Source organism: Streptomyces sp. NBC_01314, from assembly GCF_041435215.1.
GTDB lineage: Bacteria > Actinomycetota > Actinomycetes > Streptomycetales > Streptomycetaceae > Streptomyces.
This window is the reverse complement of the sequence record NZ_CP108394.1, coordinates 11,260,288-11,277,848: the sequence shown is the minus strand read 5'-3', so window position 1 is coordinate 11,277,848 and position 17,561 is coordinate 11,260,288. Positions and strand designations below refer to the sequence as shown.

General features: G+C 73.6%; 16 protein-coding genes. 15 read left to right on the top strand and 1 reads right to left on the bottom strand.

Annotated elements, in window-relative coordinates:
• Positions 1-197 precede the first annotated feature (197 nt).
• The 7 genes from OG622_RS49895 (at position 198) to OG622_RS49865 (ending at position 7,395) form a co-directional block, all read left to right on the top strand.
• Positions 198-443 (top strand): hypothetical protein, encoded by a 246-nt coding sequence (locus tag OG622_RS49895; RefSeq protein WP_371572173.1) that lies wholly within the window; start codon positions 198-200, stop codon positions 441-443.
• Positions 440-1,606 carry an OmpA family protein gene (locus OG622_RS49890; protein WP_371572174.1) on the top strand — a complete coding sequence of 389 codons (1,167 nt, stop codon included), beginning with the start codon at positions 440-442 and terminating at the stop codon, positions 1,604-1,606. The genes OG622_RS49895 and OG622_RS49890 overlap by 4 nt, the downstream gene beginning before the upstream one ends.
• The gene (locus tag OG622_RS49885) at positions 1,603-2,967 is read left to right on the top strand and encodes a hypothetical protein (RefSeq protein WP_371572175.1); all 1,365 of its coding nucleotides are present in this window, start codon (positions 1,603-1,605) and stop codon (positions 2,965-2,967) included. The genes OG622_RS49890 and OG622_RS49885 overlap by 4 nt, the downstream gene beginning before the upstream one ends.
• Positions 2,964-3,215, top strand: a complete 252-nt coding sequence (locus OG622_RS49880) for a hypothetical protein (protein WP_371572176.1) — start codon at positions 2,964-2,966, stop codon at positions 3,213-3,215. Before OG622_RS49885 ends, OG622_RS49880 begins: the two co-directional genes overlap by 4 nt.
• A 373-nt stretch (positions 3,216-3,588) precedes the next feature.
• Positions 3,589-5,100, top strand: a complete 1,512-nt coding sequence (locus OG622_RS49875; protein ID WP_371572177.1) for an FAD-binding oxidoreductase — start codon at positions 3,589-3,591, stop codon at positions 5,098-5,100.
• A 104-nt stretch (positions 5,101-5,204) separates the two neighbouring features.
• The gene (locus tag OG622_RS49870; protein ID WP_371572178.1) at positions 5,205-6,452 is read left to right on the top strand and encodes an acyl-CoA dehydrogenase family protein; all 1,248 of its coding nucleotides are present in this window, start codon (positions 5,205-5,207) and stop codon (positions 6,450-6,452) included.
• A 283-nt stretch (positions 6,453-6,735) separates the two neighbouring features.
• A complete protein-coding gene (locus OG622_RS49865) occupies positions 6,736-7,395 on the top strand; it encodes a ScbR family autoregulator-binding transcription factor (RefSeq protein WP_371572179.1) in 660 nt (219 codons plus the stop codon).
• A 111-nt stretch (positions 7,396-7,506) separates the two neighbouring features.
• Here the strand turns inward: OG622_RS49865 and OG622_RS49860 are convergent, their stop codons facing one another.
• Positions 7,507-8,022 (bottom strand): shikimate kinase, encoded by a 516-nt coding sequence (locus OG622_RS49860; protein WP_371572180.1) that lies wholly within the window; start codon positions 8,020-8,022, stop codon positions 7,507-7,509.
• Between the two features lie 404 nt (positions 8,023-8,426).
• On the opposite strand from OG622_RS49860, the gene OG622_RS49855 reads away from it, so the two are divergent.
• From OG622_RS49855 to OG622_RS49820, 8 genes are all read left to right on the top strand, one after another.
• Positions 8,427-10,037 (top strand): class I adenylate-forming enzyme family protein, encoded by a 1,611-nt coding sequence (locus OG622_RS49855; RefSeq protein WP_371572181.1) that lies wholly within the window; start codon positions 8,427-8,429, stop codon positions 10,035-10,037.
• Entirely contained in the window at positions 10,034-10,441 is a 408-nt protein-coding gene (locus OG622_RS49850; protein WP_371572182.1) for a hypothetical protein, read from the top strand. Before OG622_RS49855 ends, OG622_RS49850 begins: the two co-directional genes overlap by 4 nt.
• 106 nt (positions 10,442-10,547) lie before the next feature.
• Entirely contained in the window at positions 10,548-10,856 is a 309-nt protein-coding gene (locus OG622_RS49845; RefSeq protein WP_371572183.1) for a LysR family transcriptional regulator, read from the top strand.
• 209 nt (positions 10,857-11,065) lie between these two features.
• Positions 11,066-12,604 (top strand): FAD/NAD(P)-binding protein, encoded by a 1,539-nt coding sequence (locus OG622_RS49840; RefSeq protein ID WP_371572184.1) that lies wholly within the window; start codon positions 11,066-11,068, stop codon positions 12,602-12,604.
• Positions 12,605-12,662: 58 nt separating this feature from the next.
• Positions 12,663-13,508, top strand: a complete 846-nt coding sequence (locus OG622_RS49835; protein ID WP_371572185.1) for a class II aldolase/adducin family protein — start codon at positions 12,663-12,665, stop codon at positions 13,506-13,508.
• 381 nt (positions 13,509-13,889) lie between these two features.
• Entirely contained in the window at positions 13,890-15,074 is a 1,185-nt protein-coding gene (gene aroC, locus OG622_RS49830) for a chorismate synthase (protein WP_371572186.1), read from the top strand.
• 8 nt (positions 15,075-15,082) lie between these two features.
• Positions 15,083-16,183, top strand: a complete 1,101-nt coding sequence (locus tag OG622_RS49825) for a 3-dehydroquinate synthase (RefSeq protein ID WP_371572187.1) — start codon at positions 15,083-15,085, stop codon at positions 16,181-16,183.
• On the top strand, positions 16,180-17,544 hold the full coding sequence (locus OG622_RS49820) for an IS701 family transposase (protein ID WP_371572188.1): 1,365 nt from the start codon (positions 16,180-16,182) through the stop codon (positions 17,542-17,544). The genes OG622_RS49825 and OG622_RS49820 overlap by 4 nt, the downstream gene beginning before the upstream one ends.
• The last annotated feature ends 17 nt before the right edge of the window (positions 17,545-17,561 follow it).

Below are 17,561 nucleotides of genomic sequence, written 5' to 3'. Positions count from 1 at the left end.
CCGGTTGCTTGCCGGAGGCCGGTTGCCTCGGCGTCGCCGTGGCGGTGGTTTTCGCGCCTTCGTGCCGAACTGCCCCGGTGAGCTGGGCTGTTCACGATTTCCACGAGTCCGTCGCAAGGCCGCGCGCTATTCCTTCTCGCCAACGGTGGGGCGGTTGCACGGCCGTCCCCACGCCGCGATCGGCGACGGAGGAATCCATGGCCATCACACGACGACCGCGCAGGCCCCGGCGGAGCTGGCCGGTCTGCGCCACCACCGGCAAGCGACGTCTCGGCGAACGCAAGGACGCCAAGCTCCTCCTGGCAGCGGCCCGGGAGTCCAGGGCCCGGGCCGAACTCAACGGCATGCGCCCCCAATGGACGGTGGTCCGGGCCTACCGCTGCTCCCACTGTTCGGGCGGCTGGCACCTGACGTCCGTGGTGCGTTGGGCAGGTGCGGCATGAGGGGGCGCCGGCCGGTACTGCGTGTCCTGCTCCTGCTTGCGGCCCTCGCCGCCTGCACCCTCACCGCCTGCGGATCCGGGCCCGCCCCGACGCCGTTGACCATCGCCGTCACCGGCAGCATGGCCGAACCGGCGCCCTGGGCCCCGGTACTGGAAGACCTCGCCGTACGCCACGGCCTGCGCGCACTCGACCCCGGCGACGGGAAGGTCTCCGTGGTCGTGTCGACCAACCCGCAGGTGACCGAGGTCGATCTGACCCCCCTGCGCGACGCGCGGGAGGTCGAACAGGACCAGGCCACCGCCCGGGAGAGAGTCCTGGCCAAGGCGGCGAAGCTGCGCTCGGCACTGACCGGGGGCCGGCCGGCGGCGGACGGCCTGGACCTCCTGGGCACCTACCGCCGGGCCCTGCGCGCCACCCCCGACGGCGGCACGGTCGTCCTCGTGTCGTCGGGCGTCCAGACCGCCGATCCACTGGATCTGCGCACGCTCGGCTGGAACTTCGACCCCGACACCGTCCTGCGGGACCTGAAGAGCCGCGCACTGGTGCCCGACGCGTCCGGCCGGCACGTCGAGTTCGTCGGCCTGGGCATCGCCTACGGCACCCAGCCCGAGCTGCCGCTGCCGGCGGCGCAGCGGATCACCGCGCTGTGGCGGGCGGTGTGCCAGGCCTCGGGGGCGGCCTCGTGCACGGTGCGCGACGACGACGTGCCACGGCTGATGTCGTCGTCGCAGCGGCCCGTCCCGGTGGTGCCGGTCGGTGCGACCCCCACCTCCTGCAAAGGCACCTACGTGGTGCCGACGTCGGTGACGTTCGCCGCGGACGACGCGCACCTCAAAGCCGACGCCGACCGTTACCTGAGACCGATCGCGGACAGCCTCGAACACTGCGGCGCCGACGTCGTCGTACGGATCACCGGCCACACCGCCCAAGTGGGCACGGCGGCGAGCGGCTTCGCCCTGTCCACCCAGCGGGCGCGGGCCGTCGGCGACCGCCTCGTCCGGCTCGGTGTCTCCCCCGCCCTCATCGGCTCGGTCGAGGGGGCCGGTTCCACCCGTCCCCGCGTCGACAACATGCCCGGCGGTGTCTTCGCCGAGCAACTCGCCCGCCAGAACCGGCGGGTGGAGATCACCGTCACCCCGAAAGAAGGACCCGACCCGTCATGACACCGACCAGCCCTGAAAGCACCAGAAGCAGCAAGAATGCCGGAAGCGCCCAGGGGTTCCGGGGGCGCCTGCGGATCCCGCCCCGCCAGACGCTCACCTCCGCGCTGGGGATGGGCCCCATGCCGTTCACGAAGATCGTCCGCTGCCATGAACTCGTCGGCGAGGCCCGGCGGATCGGGCGGGACCGCCCGGCCGAGGAATGGACCCACGCCGAGGACAGTCTGCGCAGGGCCGCCGAGCACCGCGCCGACACCTGGGCCAAGGCGGAGATCGCCGGCACCATCGAACCCACGGTCGCGACGATCCAGGGCCTGCATGCCGAGGCCCGGTTCATCGATCACCAGCTCACCGCCCTGCGCGCGCGCCGCTACGTCGGCCCGCACGGCGAGTCCTACAGCGCGGCCGAGGCACACGGCCGCCACGCCGAGTGGTCGGCGCTCGTCGAGGAACAGGAACAGGCGGGCTCCCGGGCACACCGGCGGATCCCGCCCCGGGTCAGGAAGCTCCTGCTGGGGCTCCTCGCGCTCGATGTCATCGTCCTGACCTTCCTGATGGCCAAGTTCCTCAACGTCGACCTGCGCAGGGCCTGGCAGTCCGCCGACAGCGTCCTCAGAGCCGTCACCGCGCTGCTGTTCGGGATCCTGGGCACGGTCGGGGTCGCATTGACGATGAAACTGTTCGGCAGGCGCCACCGCGCGTACCGCGCCGCGCACGGAGGATGGGACTTCGCCAGGGGCGGCGCCTCCGGGGCCGGCTCTCCCAAGGGCGGCTCGCCCAAGGGTGGCGTGAAGACCCTCGCCGCCGAACTCCTCCTGTGCGGTGTGCTGGCACTGACCCTCGGTGTCGCCATGGCCTGGCGGCTCGTCCTCGACGGTCCCTCCGACGATCGGTTCCTGACCGCCGTCATGGCTACGCTGTTCGCCCTCGTGATCGGCGCGGTGGCCTATCTGTCCTACCAGTCGGAGTTCGCGGACGGCTCGACGACGACCGAGGCGATCGACGTCCTGGCCCCGCAACTGCACGGCACCCACCGAACCGAGGAGGCGTTGAGTGCCAAGCGGGAGATCCTGCTGCGCCAGGCCGCCCGGCTCGTGGGCCAGTTGCTCCGTGACAGCGCACGGCTGCGGGCCGAGGCGAACCGAAGAGTCACCGAAAGCACCCAGGACCAGGCCATCCGCTACGCCCGCTCAGTCCACCAGCACTGCGGCTACGGCAGCCCGCTTGCCGCCCCACGCCTGTCCCTCGACGGCCTGGACCTGGCACTGGCTCAGGCGGCGTCCTGGACCGGCACCGAGCCTGGACGGGCCACGGCCCGGGACACGGGCGTGCAGGGCGACGAAGGCCTGGCGGTGGTCGCATGAGCCTGTGGAGCAAGGCCAAAAGGGCCTGGAACGTCGGCGAGATCATCGCGACCGTCACCGCCGCGGGCCAGGCCCCGCCACCACCCGGCATGCCCGCCTACCTGCAACAGCAGTACGCCGAACACAGCAGGACCCGTAACGAACAGCTCGGCCAGGACATCAAGCGGCTCACGACGAAGTCCCGCCGCCCCACGACGGGGACGACCCTCGACCGGGACAGCGCCCGAAGACTGCGCGGCAACAAGTAGAGCGGCAGCCGGGAGGGCGGCGGGGGCGGGGGGCGGGACGAAACGGTGGACCGGATTTCCTGCGATGCCGGCCTCGGAAGGCGCCGCGCTCGGGGCGTGTTCTGAGCGGGATGTGGCTGTCGTCGACGGGCCCGACGGCCCGCGCTTCACCGCGAACCGCTCACGGCAGCGCGAACCGCACAGCCATCCGCGTCGCGTTCCGGCAGGCCGGAACGGCGTGGTCCCGAACGCGTGCGCGAAATCGTCAGAGTCCGTGCGCGATCGCCGGGAAGGTGCGGGGGCGTGGTTTCTAGCGTGGCGGTAGGTGCCTGCCGTGTCTGCCCAGGCGCTGTAGACCTCACCGCTTCACGCGCGATGGAACCGAGGTGTGTCCATGACCGTTCGTTCTGTGACCGATCTGCAGCCCGAGGCGTCCGCCGGTGCGGGCGTGGAGGTTGTGCTGGACAGGGCCGCACGCGTCGTGGGCGCCGACCGGGTCACACGTTCTTGGGATGGGAGCGGTGGGGGGCCGGCCTCCGTGCTGGGGCCGAACGCCGGGTTGTACCGGGCGCGGGATGTCCATGGTGTGGTGCGTCCGCGTACCGCCGAGGAGGTGCAGCGGGTCGTCGGGCTGTTCGCGGACGGCGGGGCCCGCGTTCCTCTGCATGTTTTCAGTACCGGGGGCAACTGGGGACTGGGTTCGCGTGAGCCTGCCGGGGACGGGGCGGTCGTGCTCGATCTGTCCGGTCTCGACCGGATCCGCGGCATCGACGTGGCCCGGGGCTGGGCTGTGGTGGAGCCCGGTGTGAGCCAGGCCCGGCTCGCGAAGCTCCTGCAGGGCACCGAACGCATGGTGAACGTGACCGCTTCCTCCGCGCACACCAGTGTGGTGGGTAACGCCCTGGACCGTGGTGTGGGGCTGCGCCACCAGCGCACGGAGGATCTGACGGGCGTTGAGGTCGTTCTGCCGAGCGGTGAGCTGATCCGGGTCGGCTGGTGGCCCGAGCCCGGCTGGGCGACCCCGGTCCACGTCCACGGTCTCGGTCCTTCGCTGGTGCAGCTGTTCGTCCAGTCCAGTCTCGGGGTGGTCACCGCGGCCACGGTGCGGCTGCTGCCGAGGCCCGAGGCGCTGCGGGTGGTCCGGCTCAACTTCACTCCCGACAAGGTGCGGTGCGCGACCGCGGAGGTGCGCCGCTGGGTGAGCCAGGGCCTGACCCGTGGCGTGGTGAAGATGTACGACGAGACCGCGGCCAGGGCCTATGCCGGCCCGGCCGGGCAGTATCTGGTGCATGTGTGTGTCGACGGGACCGCTGAGGCGGTGGACGCGCTGTCCGGGATCATCGTCGCCGAAGCGGTGCGGTCCGGTCTGTTCAGCGCGGTGTCGGACACCGACGCCACCGATCCGGCCGCCGGCAACCACGACGGCGCCGTACGGGTGGAGCGGGCCTATGCCGGTGACCCCGACACGACGGACACCCTGTTCGAGGCGAAGACGGGCCTGCCCGCCGGCCGGTTCGACGAGGAGGGCGGCTTTCTGCTCTTTCTGCCGTTGGTTCCCTTCACCGGGCCGGCGCTGGAACGGGCTCATGAGCTGGTCGGGCAGGTGCGCGGGGAGAGCGGGATCCGCTGCGGTGTCACGTTCAACGCTCTCAACGCCGATGTCGTCGACTGTGTCGTGACGATGGGGTTCGCCCGTGACGCCGAGCAGGCCGCGCGCGCTCATGGGGCTCTGGAGCGGCTCTATGAGCTCTTCACGGCCGAGGGGTTCGTTCCCTACCGCCTCGACATCGAGCACAGCGGCTGGGCCGGCCGGCTGACCCCGGGGGTGGGGGCGCGGGCGTTCGCCCGGCGGCTGAAGGACGCCGTCGACCCCCACCATGTCATCGCCGCCGGGCGGTACGCGTGAGCACCGCCCGCACCGTGCGGGCCGCCATGCCGTCCGGGCCGGGCCGGACGGCATGGCACACATCCGAGCCGTATGAGAGACAACGGACGCTGGGAGAGCGGCACATGAGCCTGATGGATCTGCTGGACTCCGCCTCCGCCTCCGCGGCGCAGGGGGTCCCTGTCACGGCGGAGGACGTTCTGGCGCGGGCGCGGGCCCTCGCGCCGAGGCTGCGGGAACGCTCGCAGGAGATGGAGAACGGCCGGCGACTGCCGCCCGACGTGGTCGATCTGCTGCGTGGGACCGGGGTGTTCCGGATGGCCGTGCCCAGGGCGTGGGGTGGTCCCGAGCTTGACGCGGTCGAGCAGACGGAGGTCATCGAGGCTCTTGCCACGGGGGACGCGTCCGCCGCCTGGTGCGCGATGATCGGTATGGACACTCCGATCTACGCGGGTTTTCTCGGTGAGGATGTGGCGCGCCGACTGCTGGCCGATCCTGATGCCGTCACCGCCGGTGCGATCATGCCGATGGGCCGGGCCGAGCGGGTGCCGGGCGGCTACCGGGTGACCGGGCAGTGGCGTTTCGGCAGTGGCATCACCCACAGCACCTGGGTCGTGGGCGGTGTTCTGGTCACGCGGGACGGCGAGTTGGAGGCCGGTCCGGCCGGTGCGCCGGGCAACTGGCGGATCGTCGTGGCGCCCGTGGGGGACTTTCTGGTCCAGGACACCTGGTACAGCACGGGTCTGGCCGCCTCCGGCAGCAGGGACTACCGCGCGGACGACCTGTTTGTGCCGGAGGAGTACACGTTCAGTTTCGCGGCGCCCCGGATCACCGGGGCCGCGGCCACCGCGGACGCGGTGCTGCGGAACATGCCTGGTGTGCCGCTGGGCGTGGCTCGCGCGGCGATCGACCACATCCGGCAGATGGCTGCCACCAGGGTCGACAGTGCCACCGGGATGCCGTGGTCGGAGACCTACCGTGTCCAGACGGTCGTCGCGCGGGCCGAGATGGATCTGTCGGCGGCCCGGTATGCCGTCTACGGCAGTCTGCGTGAGCAGTGGGAGATCCTTGAGGCCGGGGATGTGCCGACCCGTGAGGAGCAGGCGGCTACGGTGCTGGCGCGGTTGAACGCCTTTCGTACTGCCCGGTCGGTGGTGTCGGAGCTGTTCGACCTGGCGGCTACGGCCGCTGTGTACCGGCCTTCCGTGCTGGACCGCTGGCTGCGGGATCTGAACACGATGTGCCAGCACGTCATCGCCCAGGACCAGGTTCTGCAGTCCGCCGGTGCTCTGCTGCTGGGCGGCACTTTGCACAATGCCTTCAGCGTGGGCGTCGTTCATGGTGGTGCCGGCCTCCTCCATGGAGGAGGGTGAGGGGCTTCCCGGGTGTTTCTTCTGCCGCGTCGGGCCGCCGGTCGCCCGGGCCGGGTCCGGCGGTTGCCGGGTCCGGCGGACCGGGGTGGCGGGGTGGCGGCGCGGGTGATTTCCCGGCGGGTGGGGGACGCATGGTCCAGGGGCTCTGGATGATCCCCATTGCGGCCGATAAGGTACAGGCATGCGGGTTTGTTTTTGTGAATGTCGAGATCGGGAGCGGGCTCGCCGTAGGTCACAGGAAGCCGTTCCGCCCTGGGCGGCCCGAGTACAGAGGGGAGGTCGCGTGGCACGGCAGGAGCGAGCGCTCAGGACACGACGGGCGATCTTGGATGCGGCCGGGGAGGTCTTCGCGGAACACGGTTACGCGGGGGCCACGATCCAGGACGTCTACAACCGGTGCGGGGTGACGAAGGGGGCCTTCTACTTCCACTTCACGTCCAAGGTGGAACTCGCCCAGGCCGTGCTGGACGAGCAGGTGAGCGGCCAGATCCAGTATCTGGAGGTGCCGCCCCGCGAGCCCACGGTGCAGTTGCAGGAGGCCATGGACATCGGGCTGCTGGTGGCTCACCGGCTGACCTTCGACCGGCTGCTGCAGGGCAGCATCCGGCTCGCGGTGGACCAGGTGCACGAGATCAACCGCCGGGTCCCGTACCAGGCGTGGATCGAGGAGCACCTGAGGATTCTCACCGAGGCGGAGCGGCTGGGCGAACTGCTGCCGGACGTCGAGGTGAACGACGCCGCGCAGATGATCGTCGGAGCGTTCGGCGGGGTCCAGCTCATGTCGGAGGTGATGAACGACCGCGGTGATCTGGAGGAACGGATCGCGGTGCTCTACAGCGCCGTCGCGCGCTCGATCGCGACACCTGAGACTTTGGCGCGGCTCGACACCTCCTCCGGCCGCGGCAAGCGGCTGATGGAGCGCTTGACATCCTCCCCCTCTTAAAAGCGTGGTGAAGCTGGAGGCGCAGGCGGCGGCCGGGTGAACGCCGTTCGCCGCGGGTAGCGGAGCGGGCGGCGGAGCCTGCGTCCGGACGCGGGTGCGCTCCGGCGGGGGTCAGGCGGCCGGATGGAGCCCGAGTGCCGCGAGGGCCGCGAGGGTGACCTGTGCGGGGCTCCTGCCCTGGACGCCCACCCTGACGCGGGCGACCTCGCGGTAGAGCGGCGCACGCCTGACGGCCAGTTCCCGGAGCCGGGCGGCGGCGTCGCCGTGGAGCAGCGGGCGTCCCGCGGCGGCATCCCCGCGGTCCAGCACTTCCTGGACGTCGGCGTCGACATGGATCACCGGGCCGCCCCGGAGCAGTGTGCGCGTGGCCGGGTCGACGACGGCGCCCCCGCCCAGCGCCAGGACACCGTCGTGCTCGGCGAGTGCGGCGCGGACCGCGGCCCGCTCCAGTGCGCGGAACCGCTGTTCGCCGCCGGAGGCGAAGAGTGCCGCGACGGATCGTCCGGTGCGGTCCTCGATGTCGGCGTCGGTGTCGCGGAATCCGACCCCGAGCCGGTCGGCCATGAGGCGTCCCACGGTTGATTTGCCCGCTCCGGGCAGTCCTACCAGTACCGCGACGGGCCTCATGCCGGTCCACCCCCGTGCCCGCCGGGAACGGCAGGAACGGCAGGAACGGCGGCGGCCTCGCGTTGGGCGGTGGGGGGCGGGTGGGGGGCGGTGTGTGGAGTGTGCGGGCCGCCCTGTTCGTCGCGGGGGCGAAACGGCGGAGGGGGGCCCGGCGGGGTGGGGCCGGTGGCGTGCGGGTGGGGGGCGGGCCGGTCGTTCGGCAAGGGGGCCTCCGGGTGGGATGGGTGTGCCGGTGCGGGGATTGTGCGGGGCCGCGGGTGCGTGACGGCAGGGGCACCTGACACAGCGGTGGCCTTTCATCACACTTTCCGATGCCGCTTGAAAACCCGCATGCGGGTTTGTTTCTCTGGGGTCGGGCTCCGCGGGGGCCTGCGCTGAAGCCGGGGCTCACCCACGGAGAAGCCATGATCAAGCTTGAGGACATCCGCCGGCACGCGGCCGTCCGCCCGGACGCCGACGCCGTCGTGGACGGTGCGACGCGCCTGTCCTGGGCCCGGTTCGCCGACGCGGTGGACCGGTTCGCCGCGGGTCTGGTGAGCGCGCTGCCCGACGCCCGCCCGCTCCGCGCGGTCTTCCTCTGCGGCCCGCGCTGGGAGCTCACGGTCGCCATGGCGGCCTGCGCCACGCTCGGTATCCCCTGCACGGGGCTGGACCCGGCGCAGGAGCCGGACCGGCTCCTGGCCGCACTCGAACTGCTCGGCCCCTGCGCGGTGTTCGTCTCCCCCGAGCTCGAGCCGCGGCTGGAGCGCTGCGCGTGGCCGGGCGCGGACAGGGCGCTGCGGGTCGTCCTGGACGGCGGGAGCGGTCACGGGGCGGGGCGGACGGCCGGGGCGCCGCGGACGCGGCCGGATTTCCTGGCGCTGCTGGAGAGCGAGCCGCTGCGGCTTCCCGCTCCCCTGCACCGCGAGTGGCTCACCGTCGTGCCCGGCGGGTCCCGGCCGCGCGTCGCGGTGCGCGCCGCCGCGGCCGAGGCCCGCGCGCTGATCGACCTGGTCGAGGAGTTCGGGTTCGACGCGCACGACGTCCATCTCGTGGCCGCGTCCCTGTGGCAGCCTCTGGCCCTGCAGCTGACGCGTACTCTGCTCGCGGTCGGCGCCACCGTGGTGCTGGGGGCCATGCGCGATCCCGCGGCCCTGGCCGCGCAGCTCGCTTCCGAACGGGTCACCACCGCGGTGCTGGACCCCGGGGTGCTCCTCGCGCTGCTCGCCCACCCGGCCCCGGACGCGTCGGTGCACGCCTTGGGGCTGCGCTGCGTGGTGACGCCCGGCACCCACCTGGGCCGCTGGGCGGTCGACGCGGCCTGGGAGCGGCTCGGCCCGGTACTGCACCTGGTCCACAGCACACCCGAGGCCGGCCTCGTCTCGGTTCTCACGCCGGAGGAGTCGCAGGTCACCCGGGCGCGCAGCGGGCGGGCGGGGCTCGGTACCACCGTCGTGGTGCTCGACCACGCGGGCGCCGTGCTGCCCGCCGGGCGCCCGGGCCGTATCGCCGTGCGCGGCCACCAGGTGATGGACGGTTACCTCGACGGCGAGGACGCCTTCGTCACCCTCGACGCGGGCGCGGGCCGGCAGCGCTTCCTGGTGACCGACGACCTCGGCCTGCTCGACGAGCAGGGCCGGCTCGTCCTGACCGGCCGCGGCTCGGGCGTGCCGGCGGCGGCCCGGGACGGCGCCATGGACGCCGCGCTGTTCCGTCTGGAGTCGGACCTGCTGAACCTGCCCTGCCTGCGCGACAGCGCCGTGGTGCGGGTCGATCTGCCCGCGCTGGGGGGCGACGCCCTTGTCGTCCCGTTCATCGCCGTCGCCGTCGGGCGCGAGGTCAGCGGTCATACGGCCCTGAAAACGGCCTGCGCCCGCCGGGTGCCGTCGATCCCGGCCCACGTGATCGCCGTCGACGCCATCCCCTACAGCCCGACCGGCCGGATCAGGACCGCCGAACTGCTGGAGGCGGTGGTCCCCATCATCACCCTCAACCTCCAGCTGGAGCAGAGCGTGCACCAGGAGATCTCCGCATGACCGCCACCGCGCACACGCCCGGCCCGCCCGACCTTCCCGATCTTCCCGACCTGTTCGAGGACGCCCCGGAGGTGGACCTCGAGAGGGGATTCTTCGCCCTGGAAGGGGAGCTGCTGGAGCTGTCCTGTGTGCGGGAGTGCGCCGTGGTCCTGACCGATCTGCCCGAGCTGGGCAGATCGGTCGTCGCGGTGTTCGTGGCGCCGGCGCCCCGCCAGGAGATCTCCGGGCGCCGGGCCGTGCTCGCCGCCTGCCAGCGCAATCTGCCGGAGCTGTACGCGCACGCCGTGGCCGTGGACGAGGTGCCGCGCACCGCCGAGGGCGCCGTCCACGGCCACGCTCTCCTGGACCGGGTGCTGCCCCAGATCGCCCGGGATCTGATGTCGCCGGCCGCGATGTCCGACTGACGTGCCCGGATCTGCCCGGCCGACGACCCCCAAAAAAACGGGTTGGTTGGTATATTATTGGGGTGGCGGCACGCCGTGCGGGTGTGAAGAAAAAGGGGGCTGGTTCATGCAGTTGCAGCAGCTGCGCGCGTTCTGTGAGGTGGCGACCGAGTTGAGCATCACGCGGGCCGCCAGGAACCTCCACTACGCGCAGTCGACCGTGACCACACAGATCAAGAACCTCGAAGAAGCCGTGGGAGCCGAACTGTTCGACCGCAGCAGGCGCCGGCTCTCCCTCACGGACGCGGGGTTACGGCTGCTGCCGCACGCCGAGCGCATCATCGACATAGCCGCGGCGGCCCGGCGCGAGATCGCCATGGTCACCCGGCACGGCCACGGCCCGCGGCGTCCCGCGGGGCCGCGCGCGCTGCTGTGATCTGCGGCGGTGCGGGCACCGCCCGCACCGCCGCACGCCACGCCCCGGCGTGATTTCGCAAGTCCCGGTGCGCGGCACGGCAAGTGGACGGCCCGATCCGTTCCTACAGTCGCTGTGCGTCGAGCCGGCGCCGGGCACGTCCCGGCATCGGTGTTCTCGTCCCCCGCCCCCGCAAGTGCGTCGTCCGCCAACCGATAGGTGACAGACACATGCCCTCTGGAATCTCGATCGGCGTCGTCGGCGGCGGCGCGGCGGCCGTCTGCCTGATCGACGCCCTGGCCCGGAGCGAGGGCGAGCCCGGCAGCCTCACCGTGTTCGAACCCTCGCCCCATCTGTGGCGCGGCCGCGCCTACCAGATCGACACCGAGATCCTGCGCGTGAACGCCACGGCCGACGACATGTCCGTACGGGCCGGCGACCCCGGGCACTTCGAGCGCTGGCTGCGGGCCCACGACCGCGTCACCGGCGTGGCCCGGGACACCGACCGGCTGTCGGGAGCCCGCTTCGCGCCGCGCGCGGTCTACGGCGACTACCTGGAGGACTCCGCGTACGCGGCCCTGGGCCGGCTGCGGCGCGACGGCTGGCGCGTCGACATCGTCGGAGAGGCGGTGAAGGCCGCCGGCCGGATGCCGGGCCAGGTGCTCCTGGGCACCGGCCCGGGGCGGACGCGGGCCTTCGACTACGCGGTGCTGTGCGTCGGCGGCGACAGCCCCAAGGACGTCTACGAACTGGGCGGCACACCCGGCTTCATCGCGGACCCCTACCCGCTCTCCGCCACGCTGGCAGAGGTCGGTGAGGACGACCACGTGGCCGTCATCGGCAGCGGACTGACCGCCATCGACATCGTCCTGTCGCTCGCCTCCCGGGGCCACCGGGGCCCCATCAGCCTGATGTCGCGGCGCGGCGTGCTGCCGGGCGTACGGCAGCGGCCCACCCCCCTCGAACTGCGCCACATGACGCCGGTGCGGGTCAGGACCGCCGCCCAGGGGCGGCCCCGGCTGACCATCGAGGACGTGGCCGCGGTCCTGCGGGCGGAGTTCAGGGACGCCGGCGCGGATCTCGACGGCGTCATCGAGGAGATCATCCGCGTCGACCTGGAGGACCCGGTCGACCGGCTGCGCCGCCAGCTCGGCGAGGTCGACTCGCCGCAGGTGGGCATGCGCATCCTGCAGCGCGCCGTGCCGGAGACCGGACCCGACGTATGGCCCCTGCTGCGCGAGGAGGACAAGGTCCAGGTCCTGCGCGCCCACTACCGCACCCTCATGAGCCTGTGCTGCCCCATGCCGCCCTCCAGCGCCACCGTTGTGCTCGACCTGGTGCAGGCGGGCCGGCTGGAGATGTTCTCGGGCCTGCTCGACATCACGGCCGCCCACGGGAGCGGCTTCGACATCCTGGCCGCCGACGGCACCGCGTTCCGCGCCGACAAGGTCATCAGCGCCGTCAACGCCTCCGAGGGGCGCATCCCCTCCGGCGCCCTGCCCCTGGTGACCTCCCTGGTCAAGGCCCGCGCGGTCAGCCGCCACCCGCACGGCGGACTGCAGCTGGCCCGCGCCACCAGCCGGCTCACCAGCAACGGGCGGCCCGACCCGCGTCTGTACGGGCTCGGCAACATCGCCGCCGGAGCCCTGTTCTTCACCTTCGGCATCCCCTCCCTGGTCGACCGCAGCCAGGACATCGTCGCCGCGATCCTCGAGCACCGCGCCACCGTCGACGCCGCCCGCAGCGAGGCCGAACCGGCCGCCGCCTGACGACGCGCCGGCACACCGCCCGCACCCAGCCACCCCACCAGGAAGGACCGCCCGCCCAATGAGCCCGACCGCGACCGAGCCCCGCCCCGCCTACCTGGCCGCCACCGCCACCCGGCTGCCGCTTCCCGGCGAACCGCGCTTCGCCACGTACGAAGAGGCACGCCGCCATCGCAAGCAGCGGCTGGCCGCCGCCATCAGGCTGTTCGGGAAGTACGGCTTCGCGGAAGGGATATCCGGCCACATCTCCGTACGCGACCCCGAGCACCAGGACCGCTTCTGGGTCAATCCCTTCGGCGTCTCCTTCAGACAGGTCCGCGTCGCCGACCTGATCTGCGTCGATGCGGCCGGTGCCGTGGTGGCCGGCCACCACCGGGTCAACCCCAGCGCGTTCGTGATCCACTCACAGATCCACGAGCTGCACCCCGGCGCCACCGCCGCCGCGCACGGCCACACCCCGCACTCCCGGGCGCTGGGCGCCCTGGGCAGGCTGCTCGAACCGATCGACCAGGAATCGGCGGCGTTCTACGGCCGCCAGGTGCTCCACGACGCCTACGACGGGCCTTCCGTGACACCGGCCCAGGGCCGTGCCATCGCCGAGACGATCGGCGACAACCGGGCCGTCCTGCTGCGCCACCACGGACTGATCACGGTGGGCGGCTCCCTGGACGAGGCCGTGCACTGGTTCCTGACCTACGACAGCTGCGCCCGGGTGCAGCTCCTCGCCCTCGCCGCGGGCACCCCGCACACCCTCACCCACGAACAGGCGCTGGCCGCCCGCGAAGGCTTCGGGGACGAGGAACTGGGCCGCTTCAGCTTCCAGCTGCTGTGGGACGAGATCGTCGCGGAGCAGCCCGACCTGCTCCAGGAAGAGCCGGGCGGCGCCGGCGCGCCCGCCCCGGCCTGACGGCCGCCCGCGCCGAGCTGTTCCCAGCCGGGCCGGCCCGGCAGCCGGGCACCACCTGCCGCCTTCGGCATCGGCGCCCGGGGCCTGTCCGCCGGCCACCCGCCGGGCAGGCCGGGCGGGTGTGCCGAACCGACGGCCGCCGTGCCCGCCGCCGCGCCGGGCATGGCATGGCGGGCCGGCTGGAGGACGGCGCCTGCACCGTCGTACGACGCCCGCACGGGCCCGCCGACCACCCCCGGCCCCCGACCACCCCCTCGGCCCTCCCCTTCCCAGCCGCACGACACGCGCAGCCCGTACGTCCGCGCGGCGCGCGTGCGTCCGCGTCGCGGCCCGCGTCCCGGCCGCTTGCCTCCGCCCGCCCACCAGAACGAAGGAAGTGCCTTGCCAACTCTGCGATGGCTCACCGCCGGCGAGTCGCACGGGCCGGCCCTGACCGCCGTGCTCGAGGGTCTGCCCGCGGGTGTGCGGACCTCCACCGAGGAGGTCGCCGACGCACTCGCCCGCCGACGCCTGGGACACGGGCGCGGCGCCCGCATGAAGTTCGAACGCGACGAGGTCGACTTCGTCGGCGGGGTTCGCCACGGCCGCACCCTCGGCAGCCCGGTCGCGGTCCGCGTGGGCAACACCGAATGGCCCAAGTGGCAGACGGTGATGGCCGCCGACCCCGTGAGCGCCGACGCCCTCTCCCGCCAGGCCCGCGGCGCCCCCCTCACCCGTCCCCGCCCCGGCCACGCCGATCTGGCCGGTATGCAGAAGTACGGGTTCGACGACGCCCGGCCGGTGCTGGAGCGGGCCAGCGCCCGCGAGACGGCCGCCCGCGTGGCGCTGGGCTCCCTCGCCCAGGCCTTCCTGCAGCAGGCGTACGGGATCGAACTCGTCAGCCACGTCGTGGCGCTCGGCGGCCGGCACTCGCTCTGCCCGGCGCTGCCCGGCCCGCAGGACACCGACCGGCTCGACGCCGATCCCGTGCGCTGCTTCGACTCCGGGGCGTCGGCCGCCATGGTCGCCGAGGTGGACCGGGCGCACCGGGCCGGGGACACGCTCGGCGGCATCGTCGAGGTCCTGGTGTTCGGGCTTCCGCCGGGTCTGGGGTCGCATGTGCACTGGGACCGGCGGCTGGACGCGCGTCTGGCCGGTGCCCTCATGGGCATCCCGGCCATCAAGGGCGTCGAACTCGGTGAGGGCTTCGCGCTCGCCGGTGTCCCGGGCTCGCGCGCGCACGACGAGATCGTGCCCGGCGACGGCGGCCTGCGCCGGGCCAGCGCCCGTTCGGGCGGCGTCGAGGGCGGTATCTCGACGGGCGAGCCGCTGCGGGTGCGCGCCGCCATGAAACCCATCGCCACCGTGCCCAGGGCGCTGGCCACCGTGGACGTGGCCACCGGTGACACCGCCGTGGCCCACCACCAGCGTTCCGACGTCTGTGCGGTACCGGCCGCCGCCGTCGTCGCGCAGGCGGTGACCGCTCTGGTCGTCGCGGACGCCGCGCTGGAGAAGTTCGGCGGCGACAGCGTGGCGGAGACCTCCCGCAACCACCGCACCTACCTGAGCCACCTGGCGATCAAGTGAGGCAGACCGTGACCTTTTCCATGCATCCGGACACCGCCCCGACGACCCTGCGGGCGACCGGCGGGGCACCGTACCCCGTCGTCGTCGGCACCGGCCTGCACGAGCACGTCGAGCCGCTGCTCGGCGACAGCGCGACGCGGGTGGCGCTCATACATCCGCCGGCGCTGGCCGCCGCCGCCCGGCGGATCGCCGGCGACCTCGAACGGCACGGCCGTCAGGTGCTGGAGCTGGTGGTGCCGCCCGGCGAGTCCGCCAAGGACGCCGGTGTCCTGGTGTATCTGTGGTCCCGGCTCGCCGAAGTGGGTTTCACCTCCTGCGATGCCGTCGTGGCCGTCGGCGGCGGCGCCACCACCGACCTCGCCGGTTTCCTCGCCGCCACCTGGCAGCGGGGCCTGCGCCTGGTGCTGGTGCCCTCCACCCTGCTGGGCATGGCCGGTGCCGCGCTCGGAGGCCAGAGCTCCCTCAACGTCCCCCAGGGCAAGAACCTGGTCGGCGCCCTGCACCAGCCGGCCGGCGTCGTGTGCGACCTGGACCTGCTCACGACGCTGCCGCTCGCCGAGTACGTCAGCGGCCTCGCCGAGGTGGTCAAGGCGGGGCTGATCGCCGACCCCGCGCTCCTGGACCTGATCGAGGCGGACCCGCGGGCGGCCGCCGATCCCGCGGGCGGGCGCACCGCGGAGCTGGTCGAAGGCGCCGTGCGGGCCAAGAGCGCCCTGCTGGGCACCGACCCGCCCGCCGGCGGCCCGCGGGAGTTCCTCGACTACGGCCACACCCTGGGCCACGCCATCGAGCACGCGGAGGGCTACCGCATCCGGCACGGTCACGCGGTGTCCATCGGCATGGTGTACGCCGCCGAACTCGCGCACGCGGCGGGACGGCTGAGCGCACCGCACGTGCTGCGCCACCGCAGCATCCTGGAGTCGCTGGGACTGCCCACCTCCTACCCGCGGCATGCCTGGGAGCGGCTGCGTGCCTCGCTCGGCCTGGACGACCACGCCCGCGGCGGACGGCTCGCCTTCGTCGTCCTGGACGCGCCGGGCCGTCCCGGACTGCTGCAGGGCCCCGGTCCCGAACTGCTGCAGGCGGCGTGGGCCCGGGTGGGAGGATGAGCGCGCCCGCCGCGCGGACCGCCGTGGCGGCTCCCCCGCTCCCGGCGGCAGGCCGCACCGGCGCCCCGGCCGCCGTCAGGGACCGGGCCGCCCGGTTCCCGGTGCCCTGCGCACCGGATCCGGCCGCCGCATCCCGGCGGCCGGCCGGGCCCGGGCCCGCCGCCCTGGCGGCCCCCGACCGGGTCGCCGACCTGTCCCAGCGGGTGCTGTGGTCCATGCCGCGCCGCGACCAGCGGCGCAGCGGCGAGCTGTATGTCCGGGGGCTGCTGCGCGCCACGGGCCGCAAGACCATCCGCAACATCGCCTCCCACACCGGGGTGCCGGCCGACATCCAGCGGCTGCACCACCTGGTCACCGCCTCGACGTGGCGGTGGAGTCCGGTGCGCGGTGCTCTCGCCCGTCACATGGGCGAACTGCTGGACCCCGTCGCCTGGGTGCTGCACACCGCGACCACGCCGCGTGCGGGGCCGGGCGGCGTGGGTGTCGACGCCCACTGCGCGGACCCGCGCACCGGACGGTGGGTCAATGCGCGGCGGTCCGTGGGGCTGTGGGCGGCCACCGAGTGGGGCGGCTACCCGGTCGACTGGCACCTGGAGCTCACCGCCCGCTGGGCCGAGGACGCCGTGCTGCGCGAGCGGGCCGGTATCCCCCAGGACGCCCGCGTGCTGGACGCGGCCGCCGCCGGTGTCGACCTGGCGATGACCACCGCCCGTACGGCGGGCCCGCCTCGCCGTCCGGTCGTCCTGGACGCCCGGCCCACCGCGGCGGGCCCGCTCGCCGCCCGGCTCGGCGCGGGCGGCCTGCCCTATCTGCTGCGCATCAGTGCCTCGCAGCTCCTGACGCCCGTCGCCGCCGACGGTCCGGCACGCGGCCCCGCGCTCACCGCGCGGCAGCTGGCGGGCGCGGTGCCCTGGGGCCGCTGGAACCGCGTGTGCGCGGCCGGGCCGGGGACGGGGCCCCGTGAGATCGCCCGGGTGACGTGCCGGGCCGCCGACGTGCCGGGCCGGCCCCGGCAGCGGCAGCGGCAGATCCTGCTGGTGGACAGGGATGCCCGCGGCCCGGCGCACGGCGGGTACTGGCTCACCGATCTCGGCCATCTGTCCGACGCCGCGCTGCTGCGTCTGGCCGCGGCACCCGCGCGGCTGGCCCAGGACGTGAGCGTGACGGGCGGCCGGGTCGGTCTGTACGACTTCGAGGGCCGCACCTTCGCCGGCTGGCACCGCCACATGACGCTCGCCTCGGTGGCCCACGCCGCCGTTGTCCTGCTGCGGGCCCGGGGGCGGAGCGAGCTTCGGGGGCGCAGCGAGCTGTGGCCGCCGGCGCCCGAGGGTGCCGGCACCCGTCCGGGGAGGCAGCCGTGAGCGCGGCGCCCGCCTAC

What these genes read in the sequence shown, in the direction of transcription:
- OG622_RS49895 (WP_371572173.1), top strand. Translation starts at nt 198, where the DNA reads ATGGCCATCACACGACGACCGCGCAGGCCCCGGCGGAGCTGGCCGGTC.
- OG622_RS49890 (WP_371572174.1), top strand. Translation starts at nt 440, where the DNA reads ATGAGGGGGCGCCGGCCGGTACTGCGTGTCCTGCTCCTGCTTGCGGCC.
- OG622_RS49885 (WP_371572175.1), top strand. Translation starts at nt 1,603, where the DNA reads ATGACACCGACCAGCCCTGAAAGCACCAGAAGCAGCAAGAATGCCGGA.
- OG622_RS49880 (WP_371572176.1), top strand. Translation starts at nt 2,964, where the DNA reads ATGAGCCTGTGGAGCAAGGCCAAAAGGGCCTGGAACGTCGGCGAGATC.
- OG622_RS49875 (WP_371572177.1), top strand. Translation starts at nt 3,589, where the DNA reads ATGACCGTTCGTTCTGTGACCGATCTGCAGCCCGAGGCGTCCGCCGGT.
- OG622_RS49870 (WP_371572178.1), top strand. Translation starts at nt 5,205, where the DNA reads ATGAGCCTGATGGATCTGCTGGACTCCGCCTCCGCCTCCGCGGCGCAG.
- OG622_RS49860 (WP_371572180.1), bottom strand. Translation starts at nt 8,022, where the DNA reads ATGAGGCCCGTCGCGGTACTGGTAGGACTGCCCGGAGCGGGCAAATCA.
- OG622_RS49855 (WP_371572181.1), top strand. Translation starts at nt 8,427, where the DNA reads ATGATCAAGCTTGAGGACATCCGCCGGCACGCGGCCGTCCGCCCGGAC.
- OG622_RS49850 (WP_371572182.1), top strand. Translation starts at nt 10,034, where the DNA reads ATGACCGCCACCGCGCACACGCCCGGCCCGCCCGACCTTCCCGATCTT.
- OG622_RS49845 (WP_371572183.1), top strand. Translation starts at nt 10,548, where the DNA reads ATGCAGTTGCAGCAGCTGCGCGCGTTCTGTGAGGTGGCGACCGAGTTG.
- OG622_RS49840 (WP_371572184.1), top strand. Translation starts at nt 11,066, where the DNA reads ATGCCCTCTGGAATCTCGATCGGCGTCGTCGGCGGCGGCGCGGCGGCC.
- OG622_RS49835 (WP_371572185.1), top strand. Translation starts at nt 12,663, where the DNA reads ATGAGCCCGACCGCGACCGAGCCCCGCCCCGCCTACCTGGCCGCCACC.
- OG622_RS49820 (WP_371572188.1), top strand. Translation starts at nt 16,180, where the DNA reads ATGAGCGCGCCCGCCGCGCGGACCGCCGTGGCGGCTCCCCCGCTCCCG.